The following is a 26,174-nucleotide window of genomic DNA, read 5'->3' on the forward strand; positions in this document are numbered from 1 at the left end:
AAAATAATTATGAAAAAAACTATTTATATTCTATTGTTTGCGCTAGTACTTGGCGCATGCGATGAGGGTTTTGAAGATTTGAACGTTAATCCTTTAAAACCAGTTCAAGTAAATGCTGCAAATAAATTCACTGCAGCCCAACTGTTTGCTTCTAGCGAACGTTATGATAATTGGCGTGCTGGTTTGATTTATCAGTCCACCATGATGCAACATATGGCAAATACTGCCAGTTTCTGGGACGGAGATAAATATACCTGGAATAGAGGTTATGCCTCATCCTTAATGGACAGGTATTATGACAATGCAGTTAAAACATTACAAGATCTGCTATCTCAATTAGATGAGGAAGAGGCTCCTGATGAAATGAAAGCAATTGCTAGAATAATGCGTGTTTTTGTGTTTTCAAGATTGACAGACCTTTATGGAGATATTCCTTATAGTGAAGCAGGAAAAGCAGTTTTAGAAAACATCACTAAGCCTGTATACGATCCGCAGAGCGAGATCTATGCAGATATGCTTAATGAATTACAGGAAGCAGCTGCAATATTAGGTTCTGGCACCTCTGCTTATGGAGATGCAGACATCATTTATAGTGGTGATCAAGCGCAATGGAAGAAGTTAGCATACTCATTAATGCTTCGTTTAGGATTAAGATTGATAAAAGTTGATCCTGCAGCTGCCCAATCATGGGCAACTACGGCAATAGCTGGAGGGGTTATGGAATCTAATGCAGACATTTTCTTTGTTCCACATACCGTTGGACCAGCTGGTGTTAACCAAAATGGAAATGGCGAAGTCTTCCTTGCGGATGGTAGTCCCAGGTTGAGTAAAACCTTTGTTGATTTTATGGCTGACAGAAATGACCCTAGACTAACTGTTTTGGGATCATTGCCTTTAGATACAGGTGAGGATGATGCAGATGAAAACGACATAGAAAGAACTGATGCTGAACGTTTAGATGTAGCATCTCAAAAAGGCCTCCCTAATGGATTGAATAACGATATGTTACTGGACGCCACTGGTGAGGAAAACACTCAAGCCTTTACAGAGCCCAACAGATTGCTTATTACAGGAAGGGATGCACCAATGTTCTTTCAAACCTACGCTGAAGTTCAATTTATGTTGGCAGAGGCCAATGTACGCTGGGGCATAGGTGGTGATGCTGAAACGTACTACAACAATGGAGTTAGAGCCGCTATGGAAATGTTGGCAATGTATGGAGATGGAGGTATAATTGCTTCAGCTGATATTGACACCTATTTAACCAATAATCCATATGATGCTGGCAATGCCCTAGAACAGATTAATACGCAATATTGGGCAGCTACTTTCTTAAATGAATATGAGGCTTTCTCTAATTGGAGAAGAACTGGTTTCCCTGTATTGGTTCCAGTAAACTTCCCTGGTAATGTTACCAATGGAACCATTCCAAGAAGAATGTCATATTCGGAAAGTGAGCAAACCAACAATCCGGAAAATTATGCCGCGGCCGTTGCAAGACAAGGTCCAGATGAACTAACAACACGTGTTTGGTGGGACGTTCAGTAAACAAAAACCTTTTTATCATTAGTTAATTTTAATTCAGTAAGTTTTTTAATTTAATTTTAAGTAGAGTTAGTAGTTTGAATAAAGGAGAGGCAACTCTCCTTTATTTTTGTTTCAGTATTTTGTAAAGTAATTACAATGAAATGATGATAAAACGAACCATTACAAAGCTTTTTCTTTTTTTACTTGTAGCAACTCCAATATGGTTTGCTTGCTCCCAAGAGGCCAATGAGGTTTTGCGTTTTACATTAATGGAATCTCAATATACCGGCGTATCATTTTCAAATGATGTAATGGATACCACAGAACATAATATTTTAAGGTATGCGAACTTTTATGGTGGTGCAGGAGTAGGAGTTGGGGATTTCAACAATGATGGACTTCAAGATTTATTTTTTGCCGGAAATCAAGTCTCTGACAGACTCTATTTTAATAGAGGTGACTTAAAATTTGATGATGTTACAGAACAAGCTGGAATACAAAATGACGGAGGATGGTCTACCGGAGTAACAATTGCCGATATTAATAATGATGGGTATTTAGATATTTACGTTAGTAGAGAATTGTATGATGACAACCCCAAATTGCGAACCAACCTTTTATACCTTAACAATGGTGATGGTACTTTTATAGAGTCTGCTAAAAAATATGGAATCGCAAATAACCAGCGTACTCGTCATGCTACATTCTTGGATTATGACAAAGATGGTTTTTTAGATCTTTTTTTACTTACACAACCACCAAATCCTGGTAGTTTATCATCATTTAAAGGAACACAATTATTAAAACCAGAATACAGCCTAAAGCTTTATAAAAATCTTAATGGCACTTTTGAGGATATCACCAAAACCTCGGGTCTTGAACTTACAGGTTTTCCAAATGGTGTCTCCGCCAGCGACATCAACAATGATGGCTGGACAGACCTGTATGTTTCCAATGATTTCTATGCCCCTGATTTCCTTTTAATGAATAACCAGGATGGTACTTTCACCAATATTGTGGATAGTGCCTTCAACCATATTTCATACTTCAGTATGGGTGTGGATGTCGCAGATATTAATAATGATGCTCTTCTAGACATTTTTGTTCTTGATATGGTACCGGAAGATAATTTTCGCCTGAAGTCTAATATGAGTGGAATGGATCGTAACTCTTTTTGGAAGGTATATGATGATGGTGGACACTATCAGTACATGTATAACACCCTTCAGTTGAATAATGGTAACACAACTTTTAGCGATGTTGCACAATTGACAGGGATGGCTGCTACAGATTGGAGTTGGTCCAATTTGGTTGCAGATTTTGATAACGACGGCCTAAAAGATGTCTACGTTACAAACGGATTGCTAAGGGACATTAGAAATACCGACGCAGACAGTAAAGTAGCTGAATATATCAACAAAGTTCGATTAGATTGGATACAGAAACACCCAGATGGCGGTAATCTTAAATCGGTTTTTGATATTATTAACCTGGAAGATGCCCTATCCCCTATTCCATCACAACCCTTAAAAAACTATGCCTTTAAAAACAAAAGCAATCTAGAGTTTGAAAAGGTAATTGAAGAATGGGGCTTAAATAAAGAATCTTTTTCAAATGGTGCTGCGTACGCAGATTTGGACAATGATGGCGACCTGGATATCGTGGTCAACAATATAAATGAAGCTGCCTTTATTTATCGCAATAATTCAGAAAAAACCTCTGGCGCCAATTATGTTAGAGTACAGTTAACGGATAAAGATAATAGACCTGTCTTTGGAGCAAGGGCCACTATGTATGCTGGGGGTGAAATTCAAATAATTGAAACAACCAATGTTAGGGGCATATATTCTACCAGTGAACCTTACATCCATTTTGGATTAGGATCGCGTAAAAAAATAGATAGTATAGAAATAGTATGGCCCAATAATACCAAAAGCTTAAAAAAGAATATTAAGGCCAACCAACTACTTCAATTTCAAATGAATCAAGGTGTTTCATATGAAAAATTGGAACAGCTTAAAACAAAACATTTTCAAGAAACAACATCTAGCTTCCCAATAAAACATACACATGTTGAAAATGAGTTTGATGACTACGAATACCAATTGTTATTGCCTCATAAATTATCACAATTTGGTCCTGCCCTTGCTGCAGCAGATGTAAATGGAGATGGTCTTGAAGACATTTACATAGGAGGCGCAACAGGAAATAGTGGAGCTCTTTACATACAGGGTCAATCTGGGGAATTTACGTTAGCAAACGAACAATTATGGCAAAAAGAGGCACCGTATGAAGATATAGACGCCATATTTGTAGATATAAATCAAGACGGTCATAAAGATTTATTCGTGGTAAGTGGAGGTAACAAATACCCAACTAACGACCCACATTATGCGGACAGGTTATATGTAAATGATGGTAATGGAAATTTCTCTAAAGGAGCAATTCTTAATGCATTCAATATAAGCGGCTCAAAAGTAGTTGCCGAAGATTATGACAACGATGGTGATTATGATCTTTTTGTTGGAGGTAGACATCTGCCTCATCAATATCCAAAACCGACTGCAAGTAGTATCCTTCAAAACGATAATGGTCAATTGGTAAATGTTACAGACAGTATAGCACCTGAACTTCTAGATGTTGGGATGGTGACCGATGCCTTGTGGTCAGATTATGACAAGGATGGTGATAAAGATTTAATTCTTGTTGGAGAATGGATGCCAATAACCATATTCAATAATCAAGACGGTAGATTCGTAAAAGAGACAATAGAAGGTTTACCCGATAGCACAGGATGGTGGTTTAGTCTAGCCAAAGGAGATTTTGACAATGATGGCGATGAGGATTTCATTGCAGGAAACCTTGGTTTAAATTATAAATACAAAACCTCTCCAGAAAATCCTTTTGATATTTACTATAATGATTTTGATGGTAACGGCTCCTCAGATATTGTACTGGGGTATTACAATGACGAGAAGCATTTCCCTCTAAGAGGTTTTTCTTGTTCATCAGAACAAATTCCTGCCTTAAAAAAGAAAATCCAAAAATATGATTTGTTCGCCTCTCTAGAATTGGAGTCTGTTTATGGGGCAAAAAAACTAGAGAATTCGCTTCATTATAAAGCCAACACTTTTGCATCATCTTATATCGAAAATTTGGGAGAAGGTCGCTTTAAAATATCTCCATTGCCTAGAGCAGCGCAGCTATCAAACATTAATGATATGCTTATTGATGATTTTGATCAAGACGGGCATCTGGACGTATTGGTAGTTGGTAATTTATTCGTTTCAGAAGTTGAAACTCCAAGAAACGATGCTGGTACAGGTGTATTACTTTCGGGTGACGGGCAAGGTTCGTTTACAGTCAAAACTTATATGGATACAGGGTTCTTTGCAAAAGGTGATGCTAAAAAAATAGCCATAATCAAACATATGGGGCAACCTAAAATATTAGTAGCAAACAATAATGACATTCTACAATCTTTTACAATCCTGAAAAAGACCGATTAAACCACCCAATTTATGGCAATCATACCCAATAGCAATAATATAGCTGAATCTAATGATTCTGTGAATTATAGAAAACCTTTTCTCACAATCACGTTTTTGTTTTTTATGTGGGGGTTCATAACCGTTATGAACGATGTTCTGATTCCTCATTTAAAAGAAGTTTTTGAACTGAGCTATTTTCAAGCTGCGCTCATACAATTTGCTTTTTTTGGTGCTTTCTTCATCATTTCATTGATCTATTTCATTATTTCTGTGAGCAAGGGAGATCCTATCTCAAAAATTGGATATAAAAATGGGATAATCATTGGATTAATACTTTGTGGCATAGGTTGTTGTTTATTTTATCCAGCAGCAATCTTTCAGCGCTATGGCATATTTCTTAGCGCGCTGTTTGTATTGGCTTCCGGGGTAACCATTTTACAAATAGCGGCCAATCCATATGCCGCCATTTTAGGGAAACCAGAAACCGCTTCCAGTAGATTAAATCTTGCACAAGGTTTTAATTCTTTTGGAGCTACACTGGCTCCTTTGGTTGGTGCTCTTTTATTGTACAAAGTCTTTTCCAATGGAGAAATTACTGTTGACTCTCTAAAAATGCCATACTTAATTTATGGAGGATTGTTTTTCCTATTGGCTCTGATTATTAAATTCATAAAACTTCCTTCATTTAAGAATACGGAAACTCTAGAAAAAGGGCTTCGTGTATTAAAATTTAGGCATGTGGTTTTGGGAATGATAGCCATTTTTGTCTACGTAGGCGGTGAAGTTACCATAGGAAGTTTCCTAATCAACTTTTTTAAATTGGACAGCATTGCTGGAATGGATGAGGCTCAAGGAGGTGTATTCTTGTCTTATTATTGGGGAGGCGCAATGATAGGTAGGTTTTTGGGATCTATTGCTATGGGAAGTATGACAGATAAGATTAAAAAGTACCTTATTATGGCATGTGTATCCATCCTTTCCTTTATGGTGATCTATCTTATTACTGGGGTACAGAATAATGATGGGGTCTTTTCTTTAGAACTGATTCCATTTGCCCAAATACAATTCTTTGTATTCTTTTTGATCATCAATTACCTTGCTTTTTTAATAGGTGGTTCCAAACCATCAAGAGTACTAACTTTATTTGCTACAGTAGTTATCATATTACTGGCCATTATGATTCTTGCAGATGGGCCTGTGGCATTTTGGAGTGCCATAGCCATTGGCGCGTTTAACTCCATTTTATGGTCCAATATATTTACATTGGCCATCAAAGATTTGGGCAAGTATACTAGCCAAGCATCTTCACTATTGGTCATGATGATAGTGGGTGGAGCTATTATGCCCATAATACAAGGAGCGGTCGCTGACCAAATAGGCATTCAACTCTCCTTTATCATTCCAATATTCTGTTATGCCTACCTCATATTTTATGGACTAAAGGGATATCAAGTAAAACCTTTAACTGTTTAATTATGGCTCATCAAAAAGAAACATATGTAATTGGAGTGGATATTGGAGGCACACATATATCTTCCGCCGTTGTTGCTGTTCAAGAAAAGAGAATCATTGACCATACATATGCCACAAGTCATGTAGCCAATTTAGAGTCTTTGGAATCGATCATGCAAACTTGGGCAAATACCTTAAACAAAACTATAGAGGCAGCACAAGAAATTCCTTTACTGGGTATTGCTTATGCTATCCCAGGTCCCTTTGATTATAAAGAGGGAGTGGCAAAATATCCCGAAGGATTCAAGTATGGCGCTCTGTATCAAACCAAAATTGAAGAAAATCTTAATCCCTTACTATCACACAGTAGCTACTTGCCCATGCGTTTTTTAAACGATGCCACTTCTTTTGCTGTAGGGGAAGCATGGTTGTCTGAAGCAGATGGAAACAAAAGGCAGCTGTGCATTACTCTTGGAACCGGATTAGGGGCGGGGTTTATCGAAAATGGAATCCCAATAGTAACCGGAAACACTGTCCCTCCCAATGGGTGTTTATGGGATATACTGCATGAAGACGGAATGGCCGATGATTATTTTTCAACACGAGGAATTATTAGGGCCTATCACGAGGCCACCGGCAAAAATGCAAAAGGGGTAAAAGAACTCGCAGATAGTTTTGATACGGACATAAAAGTTAAAGAAGTCTTTGATGCTTTTGGAAACAATTTAGGGGATTTTCTGGCTCCATGGTTAAAAACCTTTCAAACAGATGTATTGGTTCTAGGAGGCAATATCTCAAAAGCCTATTTCTGTTTTGGTAACGCTTTGCAAGAATCTCTTAATAAAAATAATCTCACCATTCCAATCAAGATCTCCCATCATATGGAAAAGGGTGCAATTATGGGGTGCACACAAGCGTTCAATTCCAATTTCTGGGAGCATGTCAAGGACAACCTACCAAAAATATAGGCTGCTTTTCATAAAACACCGGCTATCATACATCACCCTGATCAGAATTATTCTTTTCCAATCCTATTTTCTAATAAAACCATACTTCGCGAATTAAAAAGTAATGGAATTGAAGGCATTCTAATTTGGCTTTAAACGAATCATTAGTCCAAACCACTCATTGGTTAAATGAAACAGCACATCCATAAGCTGACGAGTTTGCCTATTGTAATTCCATAGTATGTTTGCTATGTAAATAGCCGCTAAAAACTCTTTGAGTAGAATTATTGTATAACCAATTGATCTAGACGAGCTGCAACAAGCAATTGAAAAAGCAAGAAACAGGATGGATAAGAATGTATCCAGACTACAAATTGAGACTTTAATACAGAACCTTAGCCAAGAAAGCTCTAGACAAGAAAAAATATGTCTTGCTACAACTTCTGGAATGGAATTTATCTCTATTGAGGATATTATCGTTTGTAAAGCTGATGGCTCTTATACCTCCTTTATACTTAAAAACAAGAGCCCCTTACTAGTAAGTAAACATCTAAAGGAATATGAGAATCTATTGGCCGAACAACAGTTTATGAGGGTTCATAATAGTTATCTCATCAACCTAAAAGAAGTGAAGAAATATATTAAGTCGGACGGCGGTTACATTATTATGAGCAATGATATGCACGTTAGTATTTCTCCAAGAAAGAAAGAAGAACTTATTGGTGTAATGAAACGTTTGTAAGGGTACACTTATTAACTCTAAACAAAGAATTATAAGCTATTCTTTGGATTAGGGTAATTATCGGATTGATCTTCAATGGTTTCATCTAAACAGATAAAATCTTTTTCTAATAGCAGGTAAAGTGTTTTTCCGTTTTTTAAAGTCATATTGTTTTCATAACCTACTCGTGTTTCATCCATCCACTTATCGGCTTCCTTTTTAGGTAAAAACAAGGTTACGGTATTATCATGAAAATCTGCTTCCAGAGCCTCTATTCCCTCCTTTGCATGAAGCTCATAGTTAAAAGTGGTGGAGTTAAAATTCGTTTGCTCGCCGTAATGTCCTTCCCTACAAAACGTCTCAACTTCTGTTTTTGTAAGTCTAAAGCGAACGGAATCTCCTTTTATTCTTATTTTCATTTCCTATTCTTTTTTATTCACCAGGCTTTTGGTAAATTCATTTAAGGCTTCCACTTTTTCTTCAAAATCTCCTTTTATTGTTTTGCGGTATTCATTTAGGTTCTTCACTAAATCATCAATATTTTCAGGAAGCACATCTTCAAAAAACTGCCTTAACCTTTTAGCCGCTGTCGGGGATTTTCCGTTGGTGGAAATGGCAACTTTCACATTGCCCTTAGTTACAATACCACCCATATAAAAATCGCAAAAAGGAGGGTTATCTGCAACGTTGACCAAAATACTACGCTCCCTACAATCGTGATAAACCTCTTCATTTACTTCAACTTTATCTGTGCAAGCAACCACTATATGTTTTCCTTCTAAAAATTGTTTGTGATAAACATTTTTTGTGATTTCTACATCATGTTTTTCTGCCAACTGCAAAGTCTCCTCTAAAAATTGAGGCGCTATCATCTGTACTTTTGCATTTGGACTGGATTTTAACAGAAATGACAGTTTTTCCAATCCAACATTACCTCCACCAACAATAAGTATGCTTAAGTTAGATACCTTCAAAAATATGGGATATAGTTCATTCCTCTCCATCTGCAATTGCTTTTGTTATTAGTTCTTTGGCATTTTCAGAAAATGATAATTCCAAAGCCGCTTTTTGGCCTTCTAAAGACATTTTCCTCCAAGTCTTTTGAATAATATCCACTACCTTATCTTCTGGATGTTTTTGCTTAAACGGCTCAAAATAATGGTTTAAAAATACCAAACAAATAATGTCTTCCAAAGTTTGGGTTTCCTTACTTTTTTTAAGCTGTTTTTTTAATAAAAGAAATTCTACTTTATCGATTACATCTTGCGCATAACCAACCTGTCCCAATATTATGGAAGCCTTTTTTACATGGAATTTCTTAAGCTCTTGGCGCCATTTTAAATATCCAGCACGGTTTGCTTCGTAGTTACTCCTCGGAATTTCCCATCTGCAAATATGTTGGCAACGAGCAGCAAGTTTTAACGCTTCTGAAGCGTTGGGGGCAAACTCATCCAATACATCCGTCATACGCATAGCATACAACAATTCCTTTGGATAAATTTTCTTGTTATAGGTCTCTACGTTGGGATCTTTGGCATTTGCCTGATCAAAAAGATGAAAGGCTTCCAAAAGCTTTTCAGATGTTGCCATAGCAGATTTTTTCTAAAATTATTCAGAAAAATAATACCCTCAAAGCCATTCGTCTTTTTTAACCTGAAACTATTTAGTGGGTTTTCATGCGCAGTTGGTGAGGGCTGGTTTTAGGAATACGCTCAATAATACCTCTGGCTTCCAAATCCAATTTTACAGTAACAATGTACCACAACACTTTACCATCAAAACTACTTGTTAATTCTTCAATTGCTTTGTCGCTCAATTTTTCAAAAGTTATTGTTTCACTTTCTGTTACCGTGCTTACAATAAAACTTTTAATAAAATCGTATCGTCTTTTAAGAATGTTGACTCCTGCTTTTCCTTGCGGATGTAGCGTCATTATTTTTTCTTCTTTGCCCATATCTGAATTTTTAACTATTGTTGATTTATAAACTTCCAGATACCCTTGTATATGGATTGATATGAGTTGGAAGAAAAACCTCCGTGTTTTTCTCCATGTACTTTTATGAGTGTATTTATAATCTCTTTTTTATCCAGTTTCGCATGCAATTCAATGAACTGGTCTATAGGCACATTACATCCTCAGTACCATGTATACTTAATATTGGTGGCGTATTTTGAGATACATAATTGACAGGGGACATTAAATTGTAGTACCTACTGATCTCTCCATTCCACCCATTTATAATTTGCGAGGTATAGGCAGCATCATCCCAAAAATCTACCGTCTTTTTTACGTTGGTAATACCATACCAATTGATTATCCCCGCAACATTGACCTTTCTATAATTGGAAAATAGCTTTTGTTGGGTTTCTTTGTTGATCATGCCGGATAACAATGCCAAATGTCCTCCTGCTGACTCACCAGACAAATAGATTTTGTCCACATCGAACTTATATTTGTCGGCATTGTTATTGACCCAGTTAATGGCATCTAAACAATCTTTTAGACAACCTATAAGGTTCGTTTCATCCAACAATCTATAGTCCACATTTACAACGGCCCATCCTTTTTCGAGGTATGGCAATGTTTCCAAAAATCTGGAAAACCGGTCACCTTCTATCCAACCACCACCATGAAAATAAATTAATGTGGGTTTTAAGTCTTGTGATAAAATCTTCCAAGGTTCTTCACCCAATCGCTTCGAAGGAAGAAAAACATCCAATTCCAATATATTTTCGCCTACTACTTTGTATGGTATATTGCAAATGGAAGCGACACGCTCCTGTATTTTGTATATGGAATCCATGGATTTACTTTCTTTAGTGCTACAAGCAGTGTACAAAATAAGGCACACAAAACAATATCCGAAACCTTTATACATTTTTAGATAGTTTAAAATCAGGGTACTATCCTACTAAATTAAGCTTCCTCCCTTAAATAACTGTTATTTTTTGATTACCTCCCCATCACTAGACAATACCTGTCTCACAATTTCTGCATCACCTTTATAAAAAAGCTTACTATCCGAATTGGCCGTGACATCTATAGTTTTGGAAACTGAAAGATATGAATCACTATCTGATGATAACGAAATTTTCAAATCCTCCACTTGTAGTCCATAATTTTTTAGGTTACTGTCAGAGGACAGAGTTGCTTCCAAGTTTCCAATAGTTCCTATCAAGTCTACTGAAGCATCTGAAGACAGTTTAATCGTCGCTTTTTCCACATCCGATTCTCCATCTAAATCTGCACCGGAAGAAAGATTCATATAAGCATCCGTTGCCTTTAAATAAACAACCGCTTTACTATCTGAAGAGGCCCTAAATTCAAAATTATCTACAGTTATATCCCCTTCAAAATATGCATCGGAACTCAAATCAATAGTTACATGCTGTGTCTCAAGAGGTGAGTCCAAAAATATTGCAGCATCTGAAGAACCTTTAAAACTGGTAATATTTCGTGTTGTAATGAATAGATTTAAGGTTTCCTTTCCTCGTATGTTTAAATTGTTATCCAATTTAACTGTTAATCTTCCACCTTCTTTATAAACATTGATTCTGCCAAACAGATTATCATTTGCTTGAATACTCATGCTTTCTTCGGTTTCAGAAAAAGTAACATACGCCTTAAAATCGGTTGCTACGGCCAAGGACGTGATGTTATCAAAATCGTATTCCCTTGTGGATACTCCATCGGAGACCCTGATGGTTTCATTTGTGCAAGAAGCTACTGTAAAGCCTATTAGGGCAATTACAAAGATTTTTTTGATTGTTATCATGATCTTGTTTATTGATTAAAATTCTATTCTATAATTCAACAAGGGTAAAAGTTCCAGTTGGTATTCTGTTTCAATCATCCTGGTTTGGGTGTTGAAGAATTCCTCATCAACATTGAGCCTATTTGTGATGTTTTGAATATCCAACGAAATTATATGAGCCACTTTGGGCCTATTGATTCTATATGAGAAACTGGTATCTATTCTCCAGTAATCATCAAACTGTAAAGTGTTCCTTTGGTTTTGTATAAGGCGGATACGCCCAGTTTCATCAAAGAAATCTAAATCTATGGGTGTTCCCCTTTTACCCCCGTTCCATAACACTTTGGCATTGATCCCAAAAATGTTATTGCCATTCTTGCCCGCTTTAAATTCTTTACCTCCCACTATATTAAAAGTATAGTTGGCGTTGTATCTGCTATCATACCAATTGCCATCCGCAGCTCTATATTGCGAATCAAAAATCGAACTGGTCACCAAAAAATAATATTGATTGGAAAAGAATTTTTCAAACGTAAATTCCAATCCATAATTCCGGGCCTTTCCAGAATCTGTAAGCGCTCCTTGAATAAAAACCCCATTTAAAAAAGAATCGGTGAAATTTGGGCTATTTGCTATTGCCACTTTATTCAAATCCTGATAATAGGCTTCTATTTTTAAGTGCCCATTCTTTATAATGCGCCAATCATAGCCCAACACATAGTGCGTGGCTCGCATTAAATCAAGTTCTGTATTCGGTGTTGTTATGTTTCCGTTACCATCTGGGATTTCTATAAAATATTGATTTAAAGGCATTCTTCTAGAATGAAGCCCTACTCCAGCACTTAAGGTGTGTTTTGGTGAAATTTTGTATTCAAACCCTCCCCTAGGCTCTATTACAAAATCATCATTTACAGAAAATGAAGAGAGATGAAGTCCAAATGTAGACGAGAATTTTTCGTTAAACCGATATTTGGCTTGGGAGAAAAACTGAAGGAATGTACCATTGCCCTCAGCATCCACTAAGGTAGCTGTATTGGTCCCTTGGATTTCATCCGTCAAGACATCATAAGATAATCTACTATATACAAACCCCGTCTTAAGGGTTGTCTTTGCATTGAACTTTTGATTGAGATTTGTACTTATTCTAAGGGCGCTATTTCTAAGGATATCTCTTTCTTCAAAGAAATTGTCATTGGTGGTATTATCTCGCGAAAAAACATAGTCACTTTTATTACCAGAGAAAGACAGCGCGGCATCTATTGACGTATTGATATTAAAAAAATGTTTGATATTAAGTCCTCCCATGTACGTTTTTGACTCAAACAGTTCATCTTCTTCAATAATTGGGTTTACCTGATCGGCATTATCTTGGTTATCTTCACTTATCCCACCAATTCCCCATAAGGACAAATTGGTCTTTTCTCCTATTGGCAAATTCAACTTAAGTGCAATGTCCTGAAAGGTAGGTACCGATCCTTCGGAAACTTCAATGATTTCGTTTAAAACGGTCAAAGTTGAATATCGGTAATTGACCAAGTAGGATCCTTTGTAGTTTTTGGAGAAAGGTCCTTCAACCGCCAAATCGGTTCCCAATACCCCAAACTGAAAAGCATACTCGGTATTTTCAGCATTTCCGTTTCGTAGTTTAATATCAAAAACCCCTGAAGTAGCATTTCCATATTCAGTGGGAAAAGCTCCAGTGAAAAAATCAGAATTGCCCAACATATTGGTGCTCAACAAGCTTACCGCTCCCGGCGAATATCCTTCTTCTGAAAAGTGATTGGGTTCTGGCACTTCAACCCCTTCAATTTTCCATAATAACTGGTTTGGCGCATTACCCCTGATCACTATCTCGTTGGTAGTGTCATCAGTATTGGTTACACCAGCAAATGAAAGTGCCATTCTACCGGGATCACTAATACTTGCCGGAAAGCGTTTGGTCTCTTCAACCCCAAACGACCGGGCGCTTACCGTTGCCAATTTATTGTTGGGCTTAATCTGATCTTTACGTGCTTGCACCACTACCTCGCCCAACTGATTTAAAGATTCTGTTAGTCTAATAGTCAAGCTTATTTCCTTTGCAGATCCTACTAAAACCTCAGAAGCCAAAGCATCTTCATAACCCAAATAACTGCAGCTAAAAGATTGACGCCCTACTGGCACGTTCTCCATGGTAAAAAACCCTTGGGTATCTGTGATTACACCAAGTTGGGGTTCGGAATCAATAAGGATAATTGTTGCACCCATCAATGGACTCCCTGTAACTATGTCCGTAACTTTTCCTTTTACCGTTTGGGTCAAATTTTGACCATGCCCCAGAAATACGGATGTAAGAAGCAGGCCCAAAAACAAAGGGCTACTGATTTTTGATATTTTCATAATCACTCTTAGGTTGGTTAGCGAAGTTCTTTTTCCAGTTGTAATACCGGCATCCAAAAGAAGTTTATGACGGACCACTCATCCACTTCCAAATTTTGTGAGCTCCTTACAAATACGGCTCCATTTTCTGAGAATACATACCTCGATGACAGGCCCTTTAATGATTGTTCGTTGTTTTTTGATTTGTTACTCATTGCCTAGATGTTTTTTATATCTGTTTCTCCCCATGTTGAAGATGCCCACCTTAATGCCAAACCCGGCAGAAAATCCATTGATGTTTTTGATTCTATCTGGACTCAAGTCTATTTTACTTGAGAATCTATAACGCATACCAACTTCCAACTGCACATACCTTGAAAGGTTGTACAAAAAATTAACTCCTGGCTCAACCACAAAAACCTCATCCCAATCATCTCTATTTAAATCTATATCAACATCTCTATTATTATCTTCAACGTACACAACTGCCCCTGCACCAACAAGTAATGGAAAGGATAGATTTGCTTTAGACCTCCCAAAAAGAATAGGCTCTATATGAAGCCCTGCATAGCCCCCTGCAAAATCCAATGTTTCAAAGGCATCAACCCTAATATCCTGTTGGGAGTAAAACCCAACAGCCGCAAAACCAACTTCAAACTGTCTGTTTGCCACATATGCTACTTTAAATACCCCGTGATATGTGTTTTCCCCATCTATTTCCCCAAAATAGGTTCCCACTCCGAGATACACGCCGTGGACCACATTGCTCCTATCATTAAATTCAATATAGTTGTCATCTTCCTGGGTTTGCCCCCAAGAAAAACAGCTAAAAAGCAGTATTGGAAGTAGTAATTTCTTTTGTAACATTTGTCTTGTATAGGTTATCGCATTAAAGACAATCATAATTGTAAAAGGTTGCATGTTTATTACTTTTTTTTCAAATTATTTTTCAATTTGATCTATCCTTAACATTTAATCGGTGAGCACAATCACTCCTTTTATTCCGTTTATTGAGAAATCTCCATGTGTTCCAGAGCCATATGTGGCAGTTATATCCCTAATCTTTTTACCGGCATTGGTCACATTGGTTTTAATATCAGTAAAAGACTTGGGAACTCTTAAAAGTCCCTGTTCCAATGTTGCACTAAAATCAAATGACAGACCAGAAATGTTCATGTTTATATCTGAGGACTCTTGAACAATGTTTATTTCTGGGTTGGGTTTAAGGAAGTGGTGAATTTCCACTTCAGCGATTCTAAGCGTCAAAAACATTTCATCACTTATATTGTTAATATCTACATTAGAAAATTTAAAATCGCCCCTAAGACTTCCAATTTTAAACAAGTTCACCTCATCTTTACTTGAATACAGTTCTAAGTTTGACACTTCATCCAGTTTTATCTCGCTCCCACTACTTATAATTTTCAACTTCTGGGCATTTTCTATATCAATACCGCCATTGCTCATTTTAATGTTCCCGTAGCCTATTTTTCCACAATTCAATTTTCCAAAACGCATATCAATTTTTGCGGTTGATATATCCTCATTGATCCATATGTCACCATGTTGCACATCCGCTTCCAAATCTCCATTCCAATTGCCAATAATTACATCCCCAAATTTGTTTGTAATATTTAATTCTGCATTTACGGGCATGTATACCTCATAATCTATTTGGATATTAGATTTGTCAAAATCGAAAGGATTCGCTTTGTTAAAATATCTGGAAAATACGCTGGAACTTCTGTCCATAATTTCAGAAGTTACTCGAATAAAATCTCCGGCCATTGTCACCTTTGGACGAATTCTATCCAGTAATTTCTTCGCATTTTCATCCTTTCTATGGGTTACTTTTATAGCTATGGACACCTTTAACTCATCTTTGTCCCACCCATTGACAACGACATCACCATACTTATTTTCTATTTGTACGGTTCCTGAAGTTGGAAGGTCATAGCTTTTTGTCCACTGTTTAGAACGCTCACTCTGAGCCATTGCAACACTGGCAAAGCAAAACAGTAGTGCCAGGAGAACTGTGTTTTTATAAAATATACCCTTCATAATCCGTTTCATTTTTAGAAGCATTGATCTGTTTAAGTAAATTCTCAATCAGTTCAATACGTTTTTTATAATTGTTTACAATGGCTTCCAATACCAGCTCATTGTCCAAATTGTTCTGCATTTCCAATCTTAACTGTTCATATTCATCATCTAGTTCATCCATAAAGGATAAAAATTCTTCTTTGTCTTCAGCAGCTAGCGTAGGATGGTTTTTTACCAATTGTACCTGTTGAAAGACCAAGTTTTTATAGTACATGTCAATATCCAACAGTTCCTCGTTTGCGTAACCTCCATCCATTTGAGAAACTGGATTACTTACCATTAAAAAGGTTGTTAAGGATAACCCCATTAAAAGAATAATAGAGGCAGCAACTCTAAGTTTTCGGGACTTCCATAAAGGAATAACCTTAATCTTGTCATCCTCTTCCAGTTGAGAAGCAATTCCTTCCCAAAGCTTATTCTTATCCACTTTGTGGACATTAAAAGCTTCTCTATTTTCTTTAATATGTTTTTCAAAATTGTCCATTACAATTCATTTACAATTTGAATTAGTTTCTTTTTTGCTCTATGGTACTGCGACTTGGAGGTTGAGGTTGATATTCCCAATATTTCTCCAATTTCCACATGGTCATAACCTTCTATCAAGTACAGGGTAATTATCTGTTTATACCCTTCTGGTAACTGACCCAATCCTATTTTTATCTTTTCAATCTCAAAATCTTGTGTTCCTTCGTTTTCATTTTCCTCTATAGGTTCACCTTCGTTTTCCAAAGAGGATAACAACAAGCGTTTTGTTTTTAGATGATTGATGCTTTTATTGATTACAATTCGTTTTAACCAAGCTCCAAAAGTGCTTTCGAATCTAAACGAGTCCATTTTTTTGAATGCCTCAACAAAGCTCTCTTGCAATACATCTTCAGCGTCCTCCCTTATGGTCAATAATCGCATGGCAGTATTGAACATAGCATCCACGTACAGCCCATACAACTGGTACTGGGCACTCCGGTTCCCTTGTTTGCTCTGTTCTACCAAAGCTTGATGCGTAAAACGTACGTTTGCTTCCAAAAATTCTGGACGGTTATTCAATGACAGCTAAAAATAATCCTTATTCATCTATTCCAAAGACAATTCAAAAAACTAAGGGTTGCATTAAAGCCTATTTTAAATAAAAAAACCTTCAACTTGAGTTGAAGGCCTTGTATCAATACTTTTTTTTAGAAGCTATTATTCCAGTTTTACAATGATAAATTCTGACCTACGATTAACGTCATGTTCTTCATTGGTACACTTAATCCCATTGCCACATTGGTTCAACAATAATTTCTCTCCATAACCGATGGCGCTTTCCAGTCTATTTGCCTCAATACCTTGAGAAATAATGTAACTTCCAGTGGCTTTTGCCCTTTTGTCCGATAGAGTTTCATTGTAACGATCACTACCTCTTGAATCTGTATGTGCTTCTATCTTGATTACCATTTTTGGATACTCCTTCATCACCTCAACAATCTTGTTCAATTCTTGTGCCGCATCTGGACGAATATCTGCTTTGTTCAAATCAAAATAAATATTGTCAATTTTAATTTTAAGCACTCCGTTTTCACGAACAATCAACTTATTGAGCTCCTTCTTAATTTCTAAAGGAACAGTATTCATATAATCTTTCTTGTTGCTTGTCTCAAATGTTTTTTCATTAGGTAAAAAGCCCTGTTTACTTATTTTGATGTTATACTCAACTTCACAATCCAAAACAATATCGAAACTGAATGCTCCATAAGGATCTGTAATCGTTTTTCCTACGGAAGTCCCATCCGCTGAAACAAGTTCAACGTTTACGTTTACAATAGGCTGCGCATTAACTTTTCTGATGACACTGCCTCTTACAGTTTGCTCACATGCTTCTTCCAAGCGTTGAAACGAATATATATCATCATCACCCTTACCTCCTTCTCTATTGGAAGAGAAATACCCTCTATCCGTTGCTTCGTTTACAATATATGCGAAGTCATCCCTATTGCTGTTTAACGGTTTTCCTAAATTGTTCGGTGTTCCAGATCCATTTTGCCCCAATTCACTTTCAAAAATATCTAAACCTCCTAGGCCCAAGTGACCGTCTGAGGCAAAGTAGAGTTTTTCTGCTGTTACATATGGAAACATTTCCCTACCGCTTGTATTAATAGTCGGCCCTAAATTTCTTGGTTGCGAAAAACTACCATCTTGGTTAAGTTCAACAACAAAAATATCCGTACCCCCAATGCTTCCCGGCATATCGGAAACAAAGAAAAGGAATCGTCCATCTGGACTTAAAGCGGGCTGGCCTACTGAATATTCTTCACTATTGAATGAAACTTCGGTTGCCGCTGTCCATTCCCCTCCTTGAAGTTGGGAAGTATACATTTTTAAATGGTTGGTCCCTTCACTATCTCTGCCCAAGGTCTGGTTAGAGTAATTATTTCGCGTAAAATACATCACATTTCCCTCTGGGATAAAAGTTGCAACAGCTTCATGATACCTGGTATTCAGTATTTCTGAAAATGGGACAACATCTGTCAAATCCGACCCATGGTCATTGGTGTCTGCCATGAAAAAATCTAAATAAGGTTGTTTGTTCCATTCATAAACTCTGGTTTCAAACCTTAGCGAATCTCTACTCGAGGAAAAAACAATTTTATCTTTATAATACATAGTTCCAAAATCTGCTACAGGTGTGTTAATGGCCAAATTGGAAATATAAAATTGAGGCTGTCTATTCAACAACTCATCCAATGCTTCATCATTGTTTTTTAACTGTTCTACTTCAAAATCCGATGTATCCAATTTTTGGGTGTAAATCTTCATAATGGCCTTTGCCAGTTTGTAATTACCAACTCCTTTTAACGCATGAACATACCTAAAGGCATGTTCGGGTTTAAGTACATTTTCGTATTTGGAAAACAAAACACCATACCATTTAGCTGCATTTTCCATGTCTGTATTGAAAAAATAGGCATCTCCCAAACGTTGCAAAACGTGTTGCGAGTCATCCCCTTTTTGAACAATACTTTCATATTGATTTGCTGCCCTTACATATAGCAAATTGTCAAAATTGGTATCAGCGTCATTATACTTTAATTGGGCTTGCACAATGCATCCCACAAGTGAAAAAAGTATGACTATGTTGGTTTTTATAGTTTTCATCTTAGTAAAATCTTGGGGATTTAAGTCTTTTTTCCACAGTTTTAAACTCGTATCGTAAGAATATTTCATGTGTGCCACTGGTATAGCTTCTTAAATCTGATGTAGTTAAATCGTAGGCATACCCTACACTTAAATCTGGGGATATTTGAAGGCCCAAAAGCGCGGAAAAAGAATCATCCCATCGATAAGCCAAACCAGCCGTAAAAGTTTCCATTAGCATAACATTCGCAGAAATATCTGCAATAATCGGTGCTCCAGGAACCCATTTTACAAAAAAGGCAGGCTTAAATTTAACATCGGGGGTTAAATCAATAATCCTACCACCTATTAAAAAATAATGTAGTCTTTCAGAGGCTATTTCTTGTTCTTGTCCATCATAATGATCTTCTGAGAAAAAATTAGGTACGGCAAGTCCTAGATAACTTTTGGCCGTATGATAATAAATACCAGCTCCAATAGTCGGGAAAAATTTGTTTTCAATATTGTTTTGAAAAGCAACATCTGGGTTTTCCACCAATCCTTTGGAAAAATCCACATTAAAAAGTCTTCCTCCTCCTTTAAGACCAAAAGAAAGTTTGCTGTCATTTTCGTCCAGTTTTATTGTGTAGGAAACATTTGCGTCTACAAAGGCCTCGGAAGATGGACCCAAAGCATCATGGGAAAGTACCAATCCCAATCCAACATTATTGCCCATTGGGCCATCAATGGCCAAAACCTGAGAAGTAGGTGCTCCATTTACTCCAACCCATTGAGAACGATGCATTAAAAGCGCGGTAAGGTGTCCGCGAGAACCTGCGTATGCCGGGTTTACACTTAACGTATTGTACATATACTGTGTAAACTGCGGATCTTGCTGTGCAGAAACCATAAAGCTTCCCAACAGTAAGGTAATTAAACAGGTATATAATTGCTTTTTCATTCGTTGTATTTTTTGACGTTTCTGACACCCATTTCTACTATCGATTTATGTACAACCAATCCGTTCTTGGCTCAGAGCCGTCTCCAAGGTCCAGCACATAATAGTATGTGCCTACCGGCAATAAATCTCCTTTCTGCACAGTGGCACGGCCATTGGAGGTACCATCCCAATCATTACCGTAGGAGCGTTGTTCATATACAATGTTGCCCCATCGGTTATATACCTGTAACACATTGTTGGGGTATCTAGAAATACAATCAATTTTAAAGAACTCATTAACACCATCTCCGTTTGGTGAAAACTCGTTATAAATAGTTAAACAAGAAGGTTCAACAGAGGCTTGGTCAGAATCGTTTGCCGTGCTAGTATCCAATTGATCAACAAAGGCCAAGCTTGCCGTGTTCACATAATCATTTATATCCAAAACTTCAACCGTAAGTTGTAGGTTGGCTGTTTCCAAGACATCTAAATCTTCTATTTCCCAAAAACCTGAAATCTCATCATAAACACCAATTGAAGCTTGTGAAGTAACCAATCTGAAACCTGAAGGCAATTGCTCTTCAACACCAATATTGGTTGCTACCAAATTGCCCTGATTGGTTACCGTAATGGTGAACACAACCTGGTCTCCAATGTTAGGAGAATTATTGTCCACTGTTTTTGTGACAGCAATATCTGTAGTTTGTGGAGTTACAAAAGCAATAGCCTCGTCATCATCGTCCAATCCATCTGAAAGGTCATCTACATCAATCCCTTGATTTGGATTACTATTCGGATCGGATAAATCACTTGCAGATATAGTTGCTACGTTTAAATATTCATCTGTAATTCCTGTCGGTGTGTTTACCGTAGTTAACATTACCAAGGTTTCTGTGCTTTGATTTAAAATTGTACCATTAATATTCCATATTCCTGTATTAGAGTCATAGATTCCAGCTGTGGTGATATGAGATTGATATGTATAGCCGGACGGCAACAAATCAGTAATCACTACTCCTGTTGCATCACTTGATCCATTATTGTTCACATTTAAAGTGAACTCAACCACATCGCCAACATTTGGTGTTGGGTCGTCCACAACTTTGGTCAATGATAAATCTGCAAGTCCATCTGGAATTGGGACAATAGTGTCTTGGTCATCCTCGGCACTTAATTTGTTATTGGGTGTTGAATCTGGATCATAGGTGTCCAATGCAATCAACTCGGCACTATTTCTATACGCTCCAAAGGGCAATACCTCTGCTATAATAGTCAATGTTTCAGCTATCCCATCAGGCATTGTGGAGATTGCCCAAATTCCGGTAATCTCATCAAATGTTCCTGCAGAAGTGGCTGTCGAAACTAAATTATATCCAGAAGCTAAGACATCCTCAATCACTAAACCAGTAGCGGTATTAGGGCCAGAATTCATGACAGTAATGGTGAATTCAATTTGATTTCCCACAAACGGATTAAGATTATCTGCTGTCTTTGTTACAGAAATATCACTTACAAATCTTGGGGTTGTCGATTGCTCGTCCTGATCATCTTCCGAAGCAATATTGTTTCCTGGAGTTGAGTCAGGATCTAACTGTGTTGACGCTGTTATTTCTGCACTATATGTATAATCTCCAGATGTGTTGACCTGGGCAGTAATGTTTAAATCGATTTGATTTCCATTTGAAATGGTTCCCAGATTCCACAATCCGCTTATCGCATCATAGGTTCCGCCTGAATCATCTGATATATAAATATATCCTGATGGAAGCGCGTTCGAGATTACAACTCCGGATGCATCACTAAGACCATCATTGGTGACCGAAACCGTAAAAGTTACATTGGATCCAACATCCGGAAATTCATTACCTACGGTTAAATCCAAAGACAAATCTGACGACGGAATTGGGGTAGTACCTGCAGTATCCAAATCGTTTTCAAAAATATTGTTGTTGTTTGGGGTAGAGTTGGGGTCCAAGTTACTTGAAGAAAAAACCTCAGCGACATTAAAATAATCTCCAGTAGGATTCACAGTAGCTATAATATTCATGGTTTCCGTTGTTCCATTTGGAATAAGCCCATTCAATTCCCAAATACCTGTTGCAGGAATATAAACTCCCGCAGTTCTATTATTGGACACATAAGTATACCCTGTTGGCAACAAATCTAAAATCTCAACTCCCGTTACGTCACTTGGGCCATTGTTGGTTATGCTGATATTAAAAATGACTTCTTCCCCAACCAATGGACTAAGAATATCGACAGATTTGCGTAGCAAAAGATCTGATACCAAAACCGGAACGGGTGCAATGGTCTGTTGGTCATCTTCTGTGCTATCGTTATTAGCAGGTTCAGAATCGATATCTACTTCTGTTAGGCCTGTCAACTCTGCCACATTCGTATAATCCCCACTTGAAAGTACGTTGGCCGTGATCAAAATATTTTCTGAAGTTCCATTAACCAAGTTGCCTATTGCCCAAGAACCATTTAAATCATCATATACTCCATTGGATGCAACTGCATTGACAAATCCATAGCCGGATGCAAGAATATCGGTCACCACCACGTTGGTGGCATCGCTTGGACCATCATTACTTACAGTTACAGTAAATATTATAGGATCACCCACATTTGGGGTTAAATCATCGGCAGTTTTTGTAACGGAAATGTCAACCAATGGGGTTGGATTCACTGAAACCTCATCTTGATCATCTTCCACTAATAGACCGTTATTTGGTGATGAATCGATGTCCGATTGATCATGACCAATAACCTCAGCCACATTGTTGTAATTCCCTGTTGGGTTTACTAATGCAGTAATATTCAAAGTAGCTGAGCTACCTGATGCCAAGCTTCCTACATTCCAAAGTCCATTTATATCATTATAATTCAGGCCATCGTCATCTGAAACATACGTAAATCCCGATGGTAAAAGATCCGAAACCTGAACTGTAGTGGCATCGCTGGGCCCATCATTGGTCACCGTGAGTGTAAAGATCACATTGGAACCCACGAAAGGGTTTATTTCATCAACAATCTTAACCAAGGAAAGGTCTATTGCGGGTACTGGTGTCACCGAAATCTCATCCAGATCATCTTCTGATGAAACCCCATTTGCGGGCGTCGAGTCAATATCATAGGCATCCGAAGCTATTACTTGTGAGGTATTGGTATACAGGCCCGAAGGGTTTACCAACACATCAATAACCAATGTTGTTGAATTTCCATTTAAAAGAGTACCCAATTGCCAAATACCTGTAGTTTCGTCATAGACTCCTGAGGTGGCATTGTAATCTACAAAGTCGAACCCAGAAAGTAATTGATCCACAACCTCCACATTGGTCGCATCATCAGGTCCATCATTGGTAACGGTTATTTCAAAACTTATTTCTTCTCCAACACTGGGTGTAAGGTTATTGCTGATTTCAACTTTTGTTAAGGCCAAATCTGCCTGTATCGGAGCTGCTGTAATCGCATCTTCATCATCTTCGCTTTGATTTCCGGTATCGTTGTTCGGCGTACTGTCCAAATCAGATTGACCCGATAGTGTTACTTCCGCAACTTGGGTAAACTCCCCGGACGCACCTGTAGGTGTTTGAACGGTTGTATTAAAACTTAACGTCATTGTATTGATTCCCAATGGAATCGCCAATCCTGTCCAAGTTATGGTTCTTGTTCCAAAGCTATATGTTCCTCCATTGTTTATTGCAGAAATGCTTTCGTACCCAATAGGAACAATGTTCTCTATAGATACTCCGGTTGCATCAATGTCTCCCAAATTGCTCAAATTAATGGTAAACGTGACAACATCTCCTACATCAGGGGTCAAATCGCTTGCAAGCACATCCAACTCCAAATCAACTCCCAAAACTGATATTCCAACGGTATCTGAAGCTGGCGTACATAAACCATCCGATACGGTCCATTCAAAAACATAATCTCCTGCCGTGGTTCCAAATACTTCCGTGTTTTCATCATTAACGTTATCAAAAGTTGCCACACTGGGACCGGAAACCTGTGTCCATGTTCCAGTACCTACACCTGGTGTATCAGCACTCAAAAAAACCGGAACTCCTTGGTTTAAGGTTTGGTTAGAACCAGCCTCCGAGGTACATTGCCCATATCCCATTTGAAACGAAAAGAGTACGTACAAAAAAAACAGAAGAAGATTTCTCTCTTTTTTGTGGGTTAGAGGTATGTTCATAGGCAAAAATGAGGTTGATTGCGGAGTATATCTATACTCAAACATATCTACTACTATCGATTTAAAGGAAAATATGTTGTATTACATCGATCATTTGTTGTGAAACGTCGGATAATCGATGAAAGCGTTATTCAATCTTTAACATTTCACACTTAACACCAGCTACAATTACACCTAAACAAGGGAAGTTGAGGTTTTAAAACGTATTGACTACAAGGCAATTAGTCTCAAAATTGTTTTTTGTGAATTAAGGATTCTAAAAAAATTAGTAAAGCAAAATTTTGAAGTTTTGGATTGGACCAAATGTGGTTGAAATTGGATTGTTTTGGGCAGTCCAATTTTAATTTTTGAGGGCTCTGTAAAACAAAAAACCTTGCAAAGGTTGCAAGGTTTTTTCTGTACTCGAGGTGGGAATCGAACCCACACTCCAAAGGAACTGGATTTTGAATCCAGCGCGTCTACCAGTTCCGCCACTCGAGCATTAATTTTCCAAAAGGACTGCAAAGCTAAAAAATAATTTCATTCCCCACTAAAAATACCTTCATTAATCCTTTAGCAACCCGAATTAATTTTTAAATTTGCACCTCTTTTATAAAAAGACATTTTAAAAAGCTAGTTAACAACAGATTGCAATGTCATATCAAGTTCCAGAACCTAAAATTTTCGCTTGTACCCAAAGTACTGTGCTTGGCGAGAAAATTGCAGCCTCCTACGGCGCTGACTTAGGAAAGGTTCTTTTTTCCAGATATAGTGATGGTGAATTTCAACCTTCATTTGAAGAATCCATAAGGGGAACACGTATTTTTATTATTGGTTCTACCAATCCCGGTTCAGAGAATCTAATGGAAATGTTGTTAATGATAGATGCTGCCAAAAGAGCGTCTGCTAGACATATTACAGCAGTAATGCCTTATTTTGGGTGGGCAAGACAAGATAGAAAAGACAAACCAAGAGTTCCCATTGCTGCCAAATTAGTCGCAAAAATGTTGGAAACAGCTGGAGCTACTCGGATTATTACAATGGATTTGCATGCCGATCAAATTCAAGGATTTTTTGAAAAACCGGTAGATCATCTTTTTGCATCCACCTTGTTTTTACCCTATTTAGAAAGCCTTAATTTGGATAATCTATGCATTGCCTCACCAGACATGGGAGGATCCAAAAGAGCATATGCATACTCCAAAGCATTAGAGTGCGATGTTGTTATTTGCTATAAGCAACGCGCCAAAGCCAATGTAATTTCGCATATGGAATTGATTGGTGAAGTAAAGGGCAAAAATGTTGTTTTAGTGGATGATATGGTGGATACAGCTGGCACATTGACAAAAGCGGCCGATCTTATGATCGAACGAGGAGCAAAAAGTGTACGTGCCATTACTACGCACGGACTGCTATCTGGAAATGCATATGAAAAAATAGAAAATTCAAAGCTATCAGAACTGATCGTTACAGATTCTATTCCAGTTGAACACAACAAGAAAAAAATAAAGGTATTGGGCTGTGCCGATCTTTTTGCAGATGTTATGCATAGGGTTCACCACAACACATCAATATCATCAAAATTTTTAATGTAAATCAATTTTAATATA

Annotated in this window: 21 protein-coding genes and 1 tRNA gene; 6 read left to right on the forward strand and 16 right to left on the reverse strand. The window is 37.5% G+C overall.

Annotation, left to right across the window (positions count from 1 at the left end; genetic code table 11):
• Window positions 1-9: 9 nt before the first annotated feature.
• From LV704_RS06500 to LV704_RS06520, 5 genes are all read left to right on the forward strand, one after another.
• Complete coding sequence (locus tag LV704_RS06500; RefSeq protein WP_163421163.1) at window positions 10-1,548, forward strand: SusD/RagB family nutrient-binding outer membrane lipoprotein; 1,539 nt, start codon at window positions 10-12, stop codon at window positions 1,546-1,548.
• A 140-nt stretch (window positions 1,549-1,688) separates the two neighbouring features.
• Window positions 1,689-5,036 (forward strand): FG-GAP-like repeat-containing protein, encoded by a 3,348-nt coding sequence (locus LV704_RS06505; RefSeq protein WP_233782162.1) that lies wholly within the window; start codon window positions 1,689-1,691, stop codon window positions 5,034-5,036.
• A 12-nt stretch (window positions 5,037-5,048) separates the two neighbouring features.
• Window positions 5,049-6,491 carry a sugar MFS transporter gene (locus tag LV704_RS06510; RefSeq protein WP_163421162.1) on the forward strand — a complete coding sequence of 481 codons (1,443 nt, stop codon included), beginning with the start codon at window positions 5,049-5,051 and terminating at the stop codon, window positions 6,489-6,491.
• Window positions 6,492-6,493: 2 nt separating this feature from the next.
• Window positions 6,494-7,438 carry an ROK family protein gene (locus LV704_RS06515; protein ID WP_163421161.1) on the forward strand — a complete coding sequence of 315 codons (945 nt, stop codon included), beginning with the start codon at window positions 6,494-6,496 and terminating at the stop codon, window positions 7,436-7,438.
• A 325-nt stretch (window positions 7,439-7,763) separates the two neighbouring features.
• Window positions 7,764-8,159, forward strand: coding sequence for a LytTR family DNA-binding domain-containing protein (locus LV704_RS06520; protein ID WP_163421160.1), 396 nt, complete (start codon window positions 7,764-7,766; stop codon window positions 8,157-8,159).
• Window positions 8,160-8,188: 29 nt separating this feature from the next.
• On the opposite strand, the gene LV704_RS06525 is transcribed toward LV704_RS06520, so the two are convergent.
• The 16 genes from LV704_RS06525 to LV704_RS06600 form a co-directional block, all read right to left on the reverse strand.
• Window positions 8,189-8,557 carry a hypothetical protein gene (locus LV704_RS06525; protein WP_163421159.1) on the reverse strand — a complete coding sequence of 123 codons (369 nt, stop codon included), beginning with the start codon at window positions 8,555-8,557 and terminating at the stop codon, window positions 8,189-8,191.
• A 3-nt stretch (window positions 8,558-8,560) separates the two neighbouring features.
• Window positions 8,561-9,142 carry a bifunctional precorrin-2 dehydrogenase/sirohydrochlorin ferrochelatase gene (locus LV704_RS06530; protein ID WP_163421158.1) on the reverse strand — a complete coding sequence of 194 codons (582 nt, stop codon included), beginning with the start codon at window positions 9,140-9,142 and terminating at the stop codon, window positions 8,561-8,563.
• Window positions 9,129-9,728 (reverse strand): DUF4202 domain-containing protein, encoded by a 600-nt coding sequence (locus tag LV704_RS06535; protein WP_163421157.1) that lies wholly within the window; start codon window positions 9,726-9,728, stop codon window positions 9,129-9,131. The genes LV704_RS06530 and LV704_RS06535 overlap by 14 nt, the downstream gene beginning before the upstream one ends.
• Window positions 9,729-9,801: 73 nt before the next feature.
• The gene (locus tag LV704_RS06540) at window positions 9,802-10,092 is read right to left on the reverse strand and encodes a hypothetical protein (RefSeq protein WP_163421156.1); all 291 of its coding nucleotides are present in this window, start codon (window positions 10,090-10,092) and stop codon (window positions 9,802-9,804) included.
• A 163-nt stretch (window positions 10,093-10,255) separates the two neighbouring features.
• The gene (locus LV704_RS06545; RefSeq protein WP_163421155.1) at window positions 10,256-10,942 is read right to left on the reverse strand and encodes an alpha/beta hydrolase; all 687 of its coding nucleotides are present in this window, start codon (window positions 10,940-10,942) and stop codon (window positions 10,256-10,258) included.
• 138 nt (window positions 10,943-11,080) lie between these two features.
• Complete coding sequence (locus LV704_RS06550; protein WP_163421154.1) at window positions 11,081-11,914, reverse strand: GIN domain-containing protein; 834 nt, start codon at window positions 11,912-11,914, stop codon at window positions 11,081-11,083.
• A 15-nt stretch (window positions 11,915-11,929) separates the two neighbouring features.
• A complete protein-coding gene (locus tag LV704_RS06555) occupies window positions 11,930-14,272 on the reverse strand; it encodes a TonB-dependent receptor (RefSeq protein WP_163421153.1) in 2,343 nt (780 codons plus the stop codon).
• A 17-nt stretch (window positions 14,273-14,289) separates the two neighbouring features.
• Window positions 14,290-14,466, reverse strand: coding sequence for a hypothetical protein (locus LV704_RS06560; RefSeq protein WP_163421152.1), 177 nt, complete (start codon window positions 14,464-14,466; stop codon window positions 14,290-14,292).
• Window positions 14,459-15,172 (reverse strand): hypothetical protein, encoded by a 714-nt coding sequence (locus LV704_RS06565; RefSeq protein WP_163421151.1) that lies wholly within the window; start codon window positions 15,170-15,172, stop codon window positions 14,459-14,461. The genes LV704_RS06560 and LV704_RS06565 overlap by 8 nt, the downstream gene beginning before the upstream one ends.
• A 51-nt stretch (window positions 15,173-15,223) precedes the next feature.
• The gene (locus tag LV704_RS06570; protein ID WP_163421150.1) at window positions 15,224-16,312 is read right to left on the reverse strand and encodes a hypothetical protein; all 1,089 of its coding nucleotides are present in this window, start codon (window positions 16,310-16,312) and stop codon (window positions 15,224-15,226) included.
• Entirely contained in the window at window positions 16,293-16,838 is a 546-nt protein-coding gene (locus LV704_RS06575; RefSeq protein ID WP_163421149.1) for a hypothetical protein, read from the reverse strand. The genes LV704_RS06570 and LV704_RS06575 overlap by 20 nt, the downstream gene beginning before the upstream one ends.
• Complete coding sequence (locus LV704_RS06580; protein WP_163421148.1) at window positions 16,838-17,377, reverse strand: RNA polymerase sigma factor; 540 nt, start codon at window positions 17,375-17,377, stop codon at window positions 16,838-16,840. The genes LV704_RS06575 and LV704_RS06580 overlap by 1 nt, the downstream gene beginning before the upstream one ends.
• Window positions 17,378-17,536: 159 nt before the next feature.
• The gene (locus LV704_RS06585) at window positions 17,537-19,486 is read right to left on the reverse strand and encodes an OmpA family protein (protein ID WP_163421147.1); all 1,950 of its coding nucleotides are present in this window, start codon (window positions 19,484-19,486) and stop codon (window positions 17,537-17,539) included.
• Window position 19,487: 1 nt separating this feature from the next.
• Window positions 19,488-20,405, reverse strand: coding sequence for a type IX secretion system membrane protein PorP/SprF (locus tag LV704_RS06590; protein WP_163421146.1), 918 nt, complete (start codon window positions 20,403-20,405; stop codon window positions 19,488-19,490).
• Window positions 20,406-20,442: 37 nt separating this feature from the next.
• Window positions 20,443-24,585 carry a gliding motility-associated C-terminal domain-containing protein gene (locus tag LV704_RS06595; protein WP_163421145.1) on the reverse strand — a complete coding sequence of 1,381 codons (4,143 nt, stop codon included), beginning with the start codon at window positions 24,583-24,585 and terminating at the stop codon, window positions 20,443-20,445.
• A 399-nt stretch (window positions 24,586-24,984) separates the two neighbouring features.
• Window positions 24,985-25,065: transfer RNA gene (locus tag LV704_RS06600), tRNA-Leu, on the reverse strand.
• A 152-nt stretch (window positions 25,066-25,217) separates the two neighbouring features.
• Between LV704_RS06600 and LV704_RS06605 the strand changes: the two genes are divergently transcribed.
• Window positions 25,218-26,159 carry a ribose-phosphate pyrophosphokinase gene (locus tag LV704_RS06605; RefSeq protein WP_163421144.1) on the forward strand — a complete coding sequence of 314 codons (942 nt, stop codon included), beginning with the start codon at window positions 25,218-25,220 and terminating at the stop codon, window positions 26,157-26,159.
• Window positions 26,160-26,174 lie beyond the last annotated feature (15 nt).

Source organism: Flagellimonas sp. CMM7 (assembly GCF_021390195.1).
GTDB lineage: Bacteria > Bacteroidota > Bacteroidia > Flavobacteriales > Flavobacteriaceae > Flagellimonas.

Excerpts from the sequence above, each read along its gene's own strand:
- LV704_RS06515 (WP_163421161.1), top strand. The coding sequence starts at position 6,494 with ATGGCTCATCAAAAAGAAACATATGTAATTGGAGTGGATATTGGAGGC.
- LV704_RS06590 (WP_163421146.1), bottom strand. The coding sequence starts at position 20,405 with ATGAAAAAGCAATTATATACCTGTTTAATTACCTTACTGTTGGGAAGC.
- LV704_RS06545 (WP_163421155.1), bottom strand. The coding sequence starts at position 10,942 with ATGGATTCCATATACAAAATACAGGAGCGTGTCGCTTCCATTTGCAAT.
- LV704_RS06595 (WP_163421145.1), bottom strand. The coding sequence starts at position 24,585 with ATGAACATACCTCTAACCCACAAAAAAGAGAGAAATCTTCTTCTGTTT.
- LV704_RS06520 (WP_163421160.1), top strand. The coding sequence starts at position 7,764 with ATGGATAAGAATGTATCCAGACTACAAATTGAGACTTTAATACAGAAC.
- LV704_RS06510 (WP_163421162.1), top strand. The coding sequence starts at position 5,049 with ATGGCAATCATACCCAATAGCAATAATATAGCTGAATCTAATGATTCT.
- LV704_RS06565 (WP_163421151.1), bottom strand. The coding sequence starts at position 15,172 with ATGCAACCTTTTACAATTATGATTGTCTTTAATGCGATAACCTATACA.
- LV704_RS06575 (WP_163421149.1), bottom strand. The coding sequence starts at position 16,838 with ATGGACAATTTTGAAAAACATATTAAAGAAAATAGAGAAGCTTTTAAT.
- LV704_RS06535 (WP_163421157.1), bottom strand. The coding sequence starts at position 9,728 with ATGGCAACATCTGAAAAGCTTTTGGAAGCCTTTCATCTTTTTGATCAG.
- LV704_RS06505 (WP_233782162.1), top strand. The coding sequence starts at position 1,689 with ATGATGATAAAACGAACCATTACAAAGCTTTTTCTTTTTTTACTTGTA.
- LV704_RS06525 (WP_163421159.1), bottom strand. The coding sequence starts at position 8,557 with ATGAAAATAAGAATAAAAGGAGATTCCGTTCGCTTTAGACTTACAAAA.
- LV704_RS06605 (WP_163421144.1), top strand. The coding sequence starts at position 25,218 with ATGTCATATCAAGTTCCAGAACCTAAAATTTTCGCTTGTACCCAAAGT.
- LV704_RS06550 (WP_163421154.1), bottom strand. The coding sequence starts at position 11,914 with ATGATAACAATCAAAAAAATCTTTGTAATTGCCCTAATAGGCTTTACA.
- LV704_RS06500 (WP_163421163.1), top strand. The coding sequence starts at position 10 with ATGAAAAAAACTATTTATATTCTATTGTTTGCGCTAGTACTTGGCGCA.
- LV704_RS06555 (WP_163421153.1), bottom strand. The coding sequence starts at position 14,272 with ATGAAAATATCAAAAATCAGTAGCCCTTTGTTTTTGGGCCTGCTTCTT.
- LV704_RS06560 (WP_163421152.1), bottom strand. The coding sequence starts at position 14,466 with ATGAGTAACAAATCAAAAAACAACGAACAATCATTAAAGGGCCTGTCA.
- LV704_RS06570 (WP_163421150.1), bottom strand. The coding sequence starts at position 16,312 with ATGAAGGGTATATTTTATAAAAACACAGTTCTCCTGGCACTACTGTTT.
- LV704_RS06585 (WP_163421147.1), bottom strand. The coding sequence starts at position 19,486 with ATGAAAACTATAAAAACCAACATAGTCATACTTTTTTCACTTGTGGGA.
- LV704_RS06540 (WP_163421156.1), bottom strand. The coding sequence starts at position 10,092 with ATGGGCAAAGAAGAAAAAATAATGACGCTACATCCGCAAGGAAAAGCA.
- LV704_RS06530 (WP_163421158.1), bottom strand. The coding sequence starts at position 9,142 with ATGGAGAGGAATGAACTATATCCCATATTTTTGAAGGTATCTAACTTA.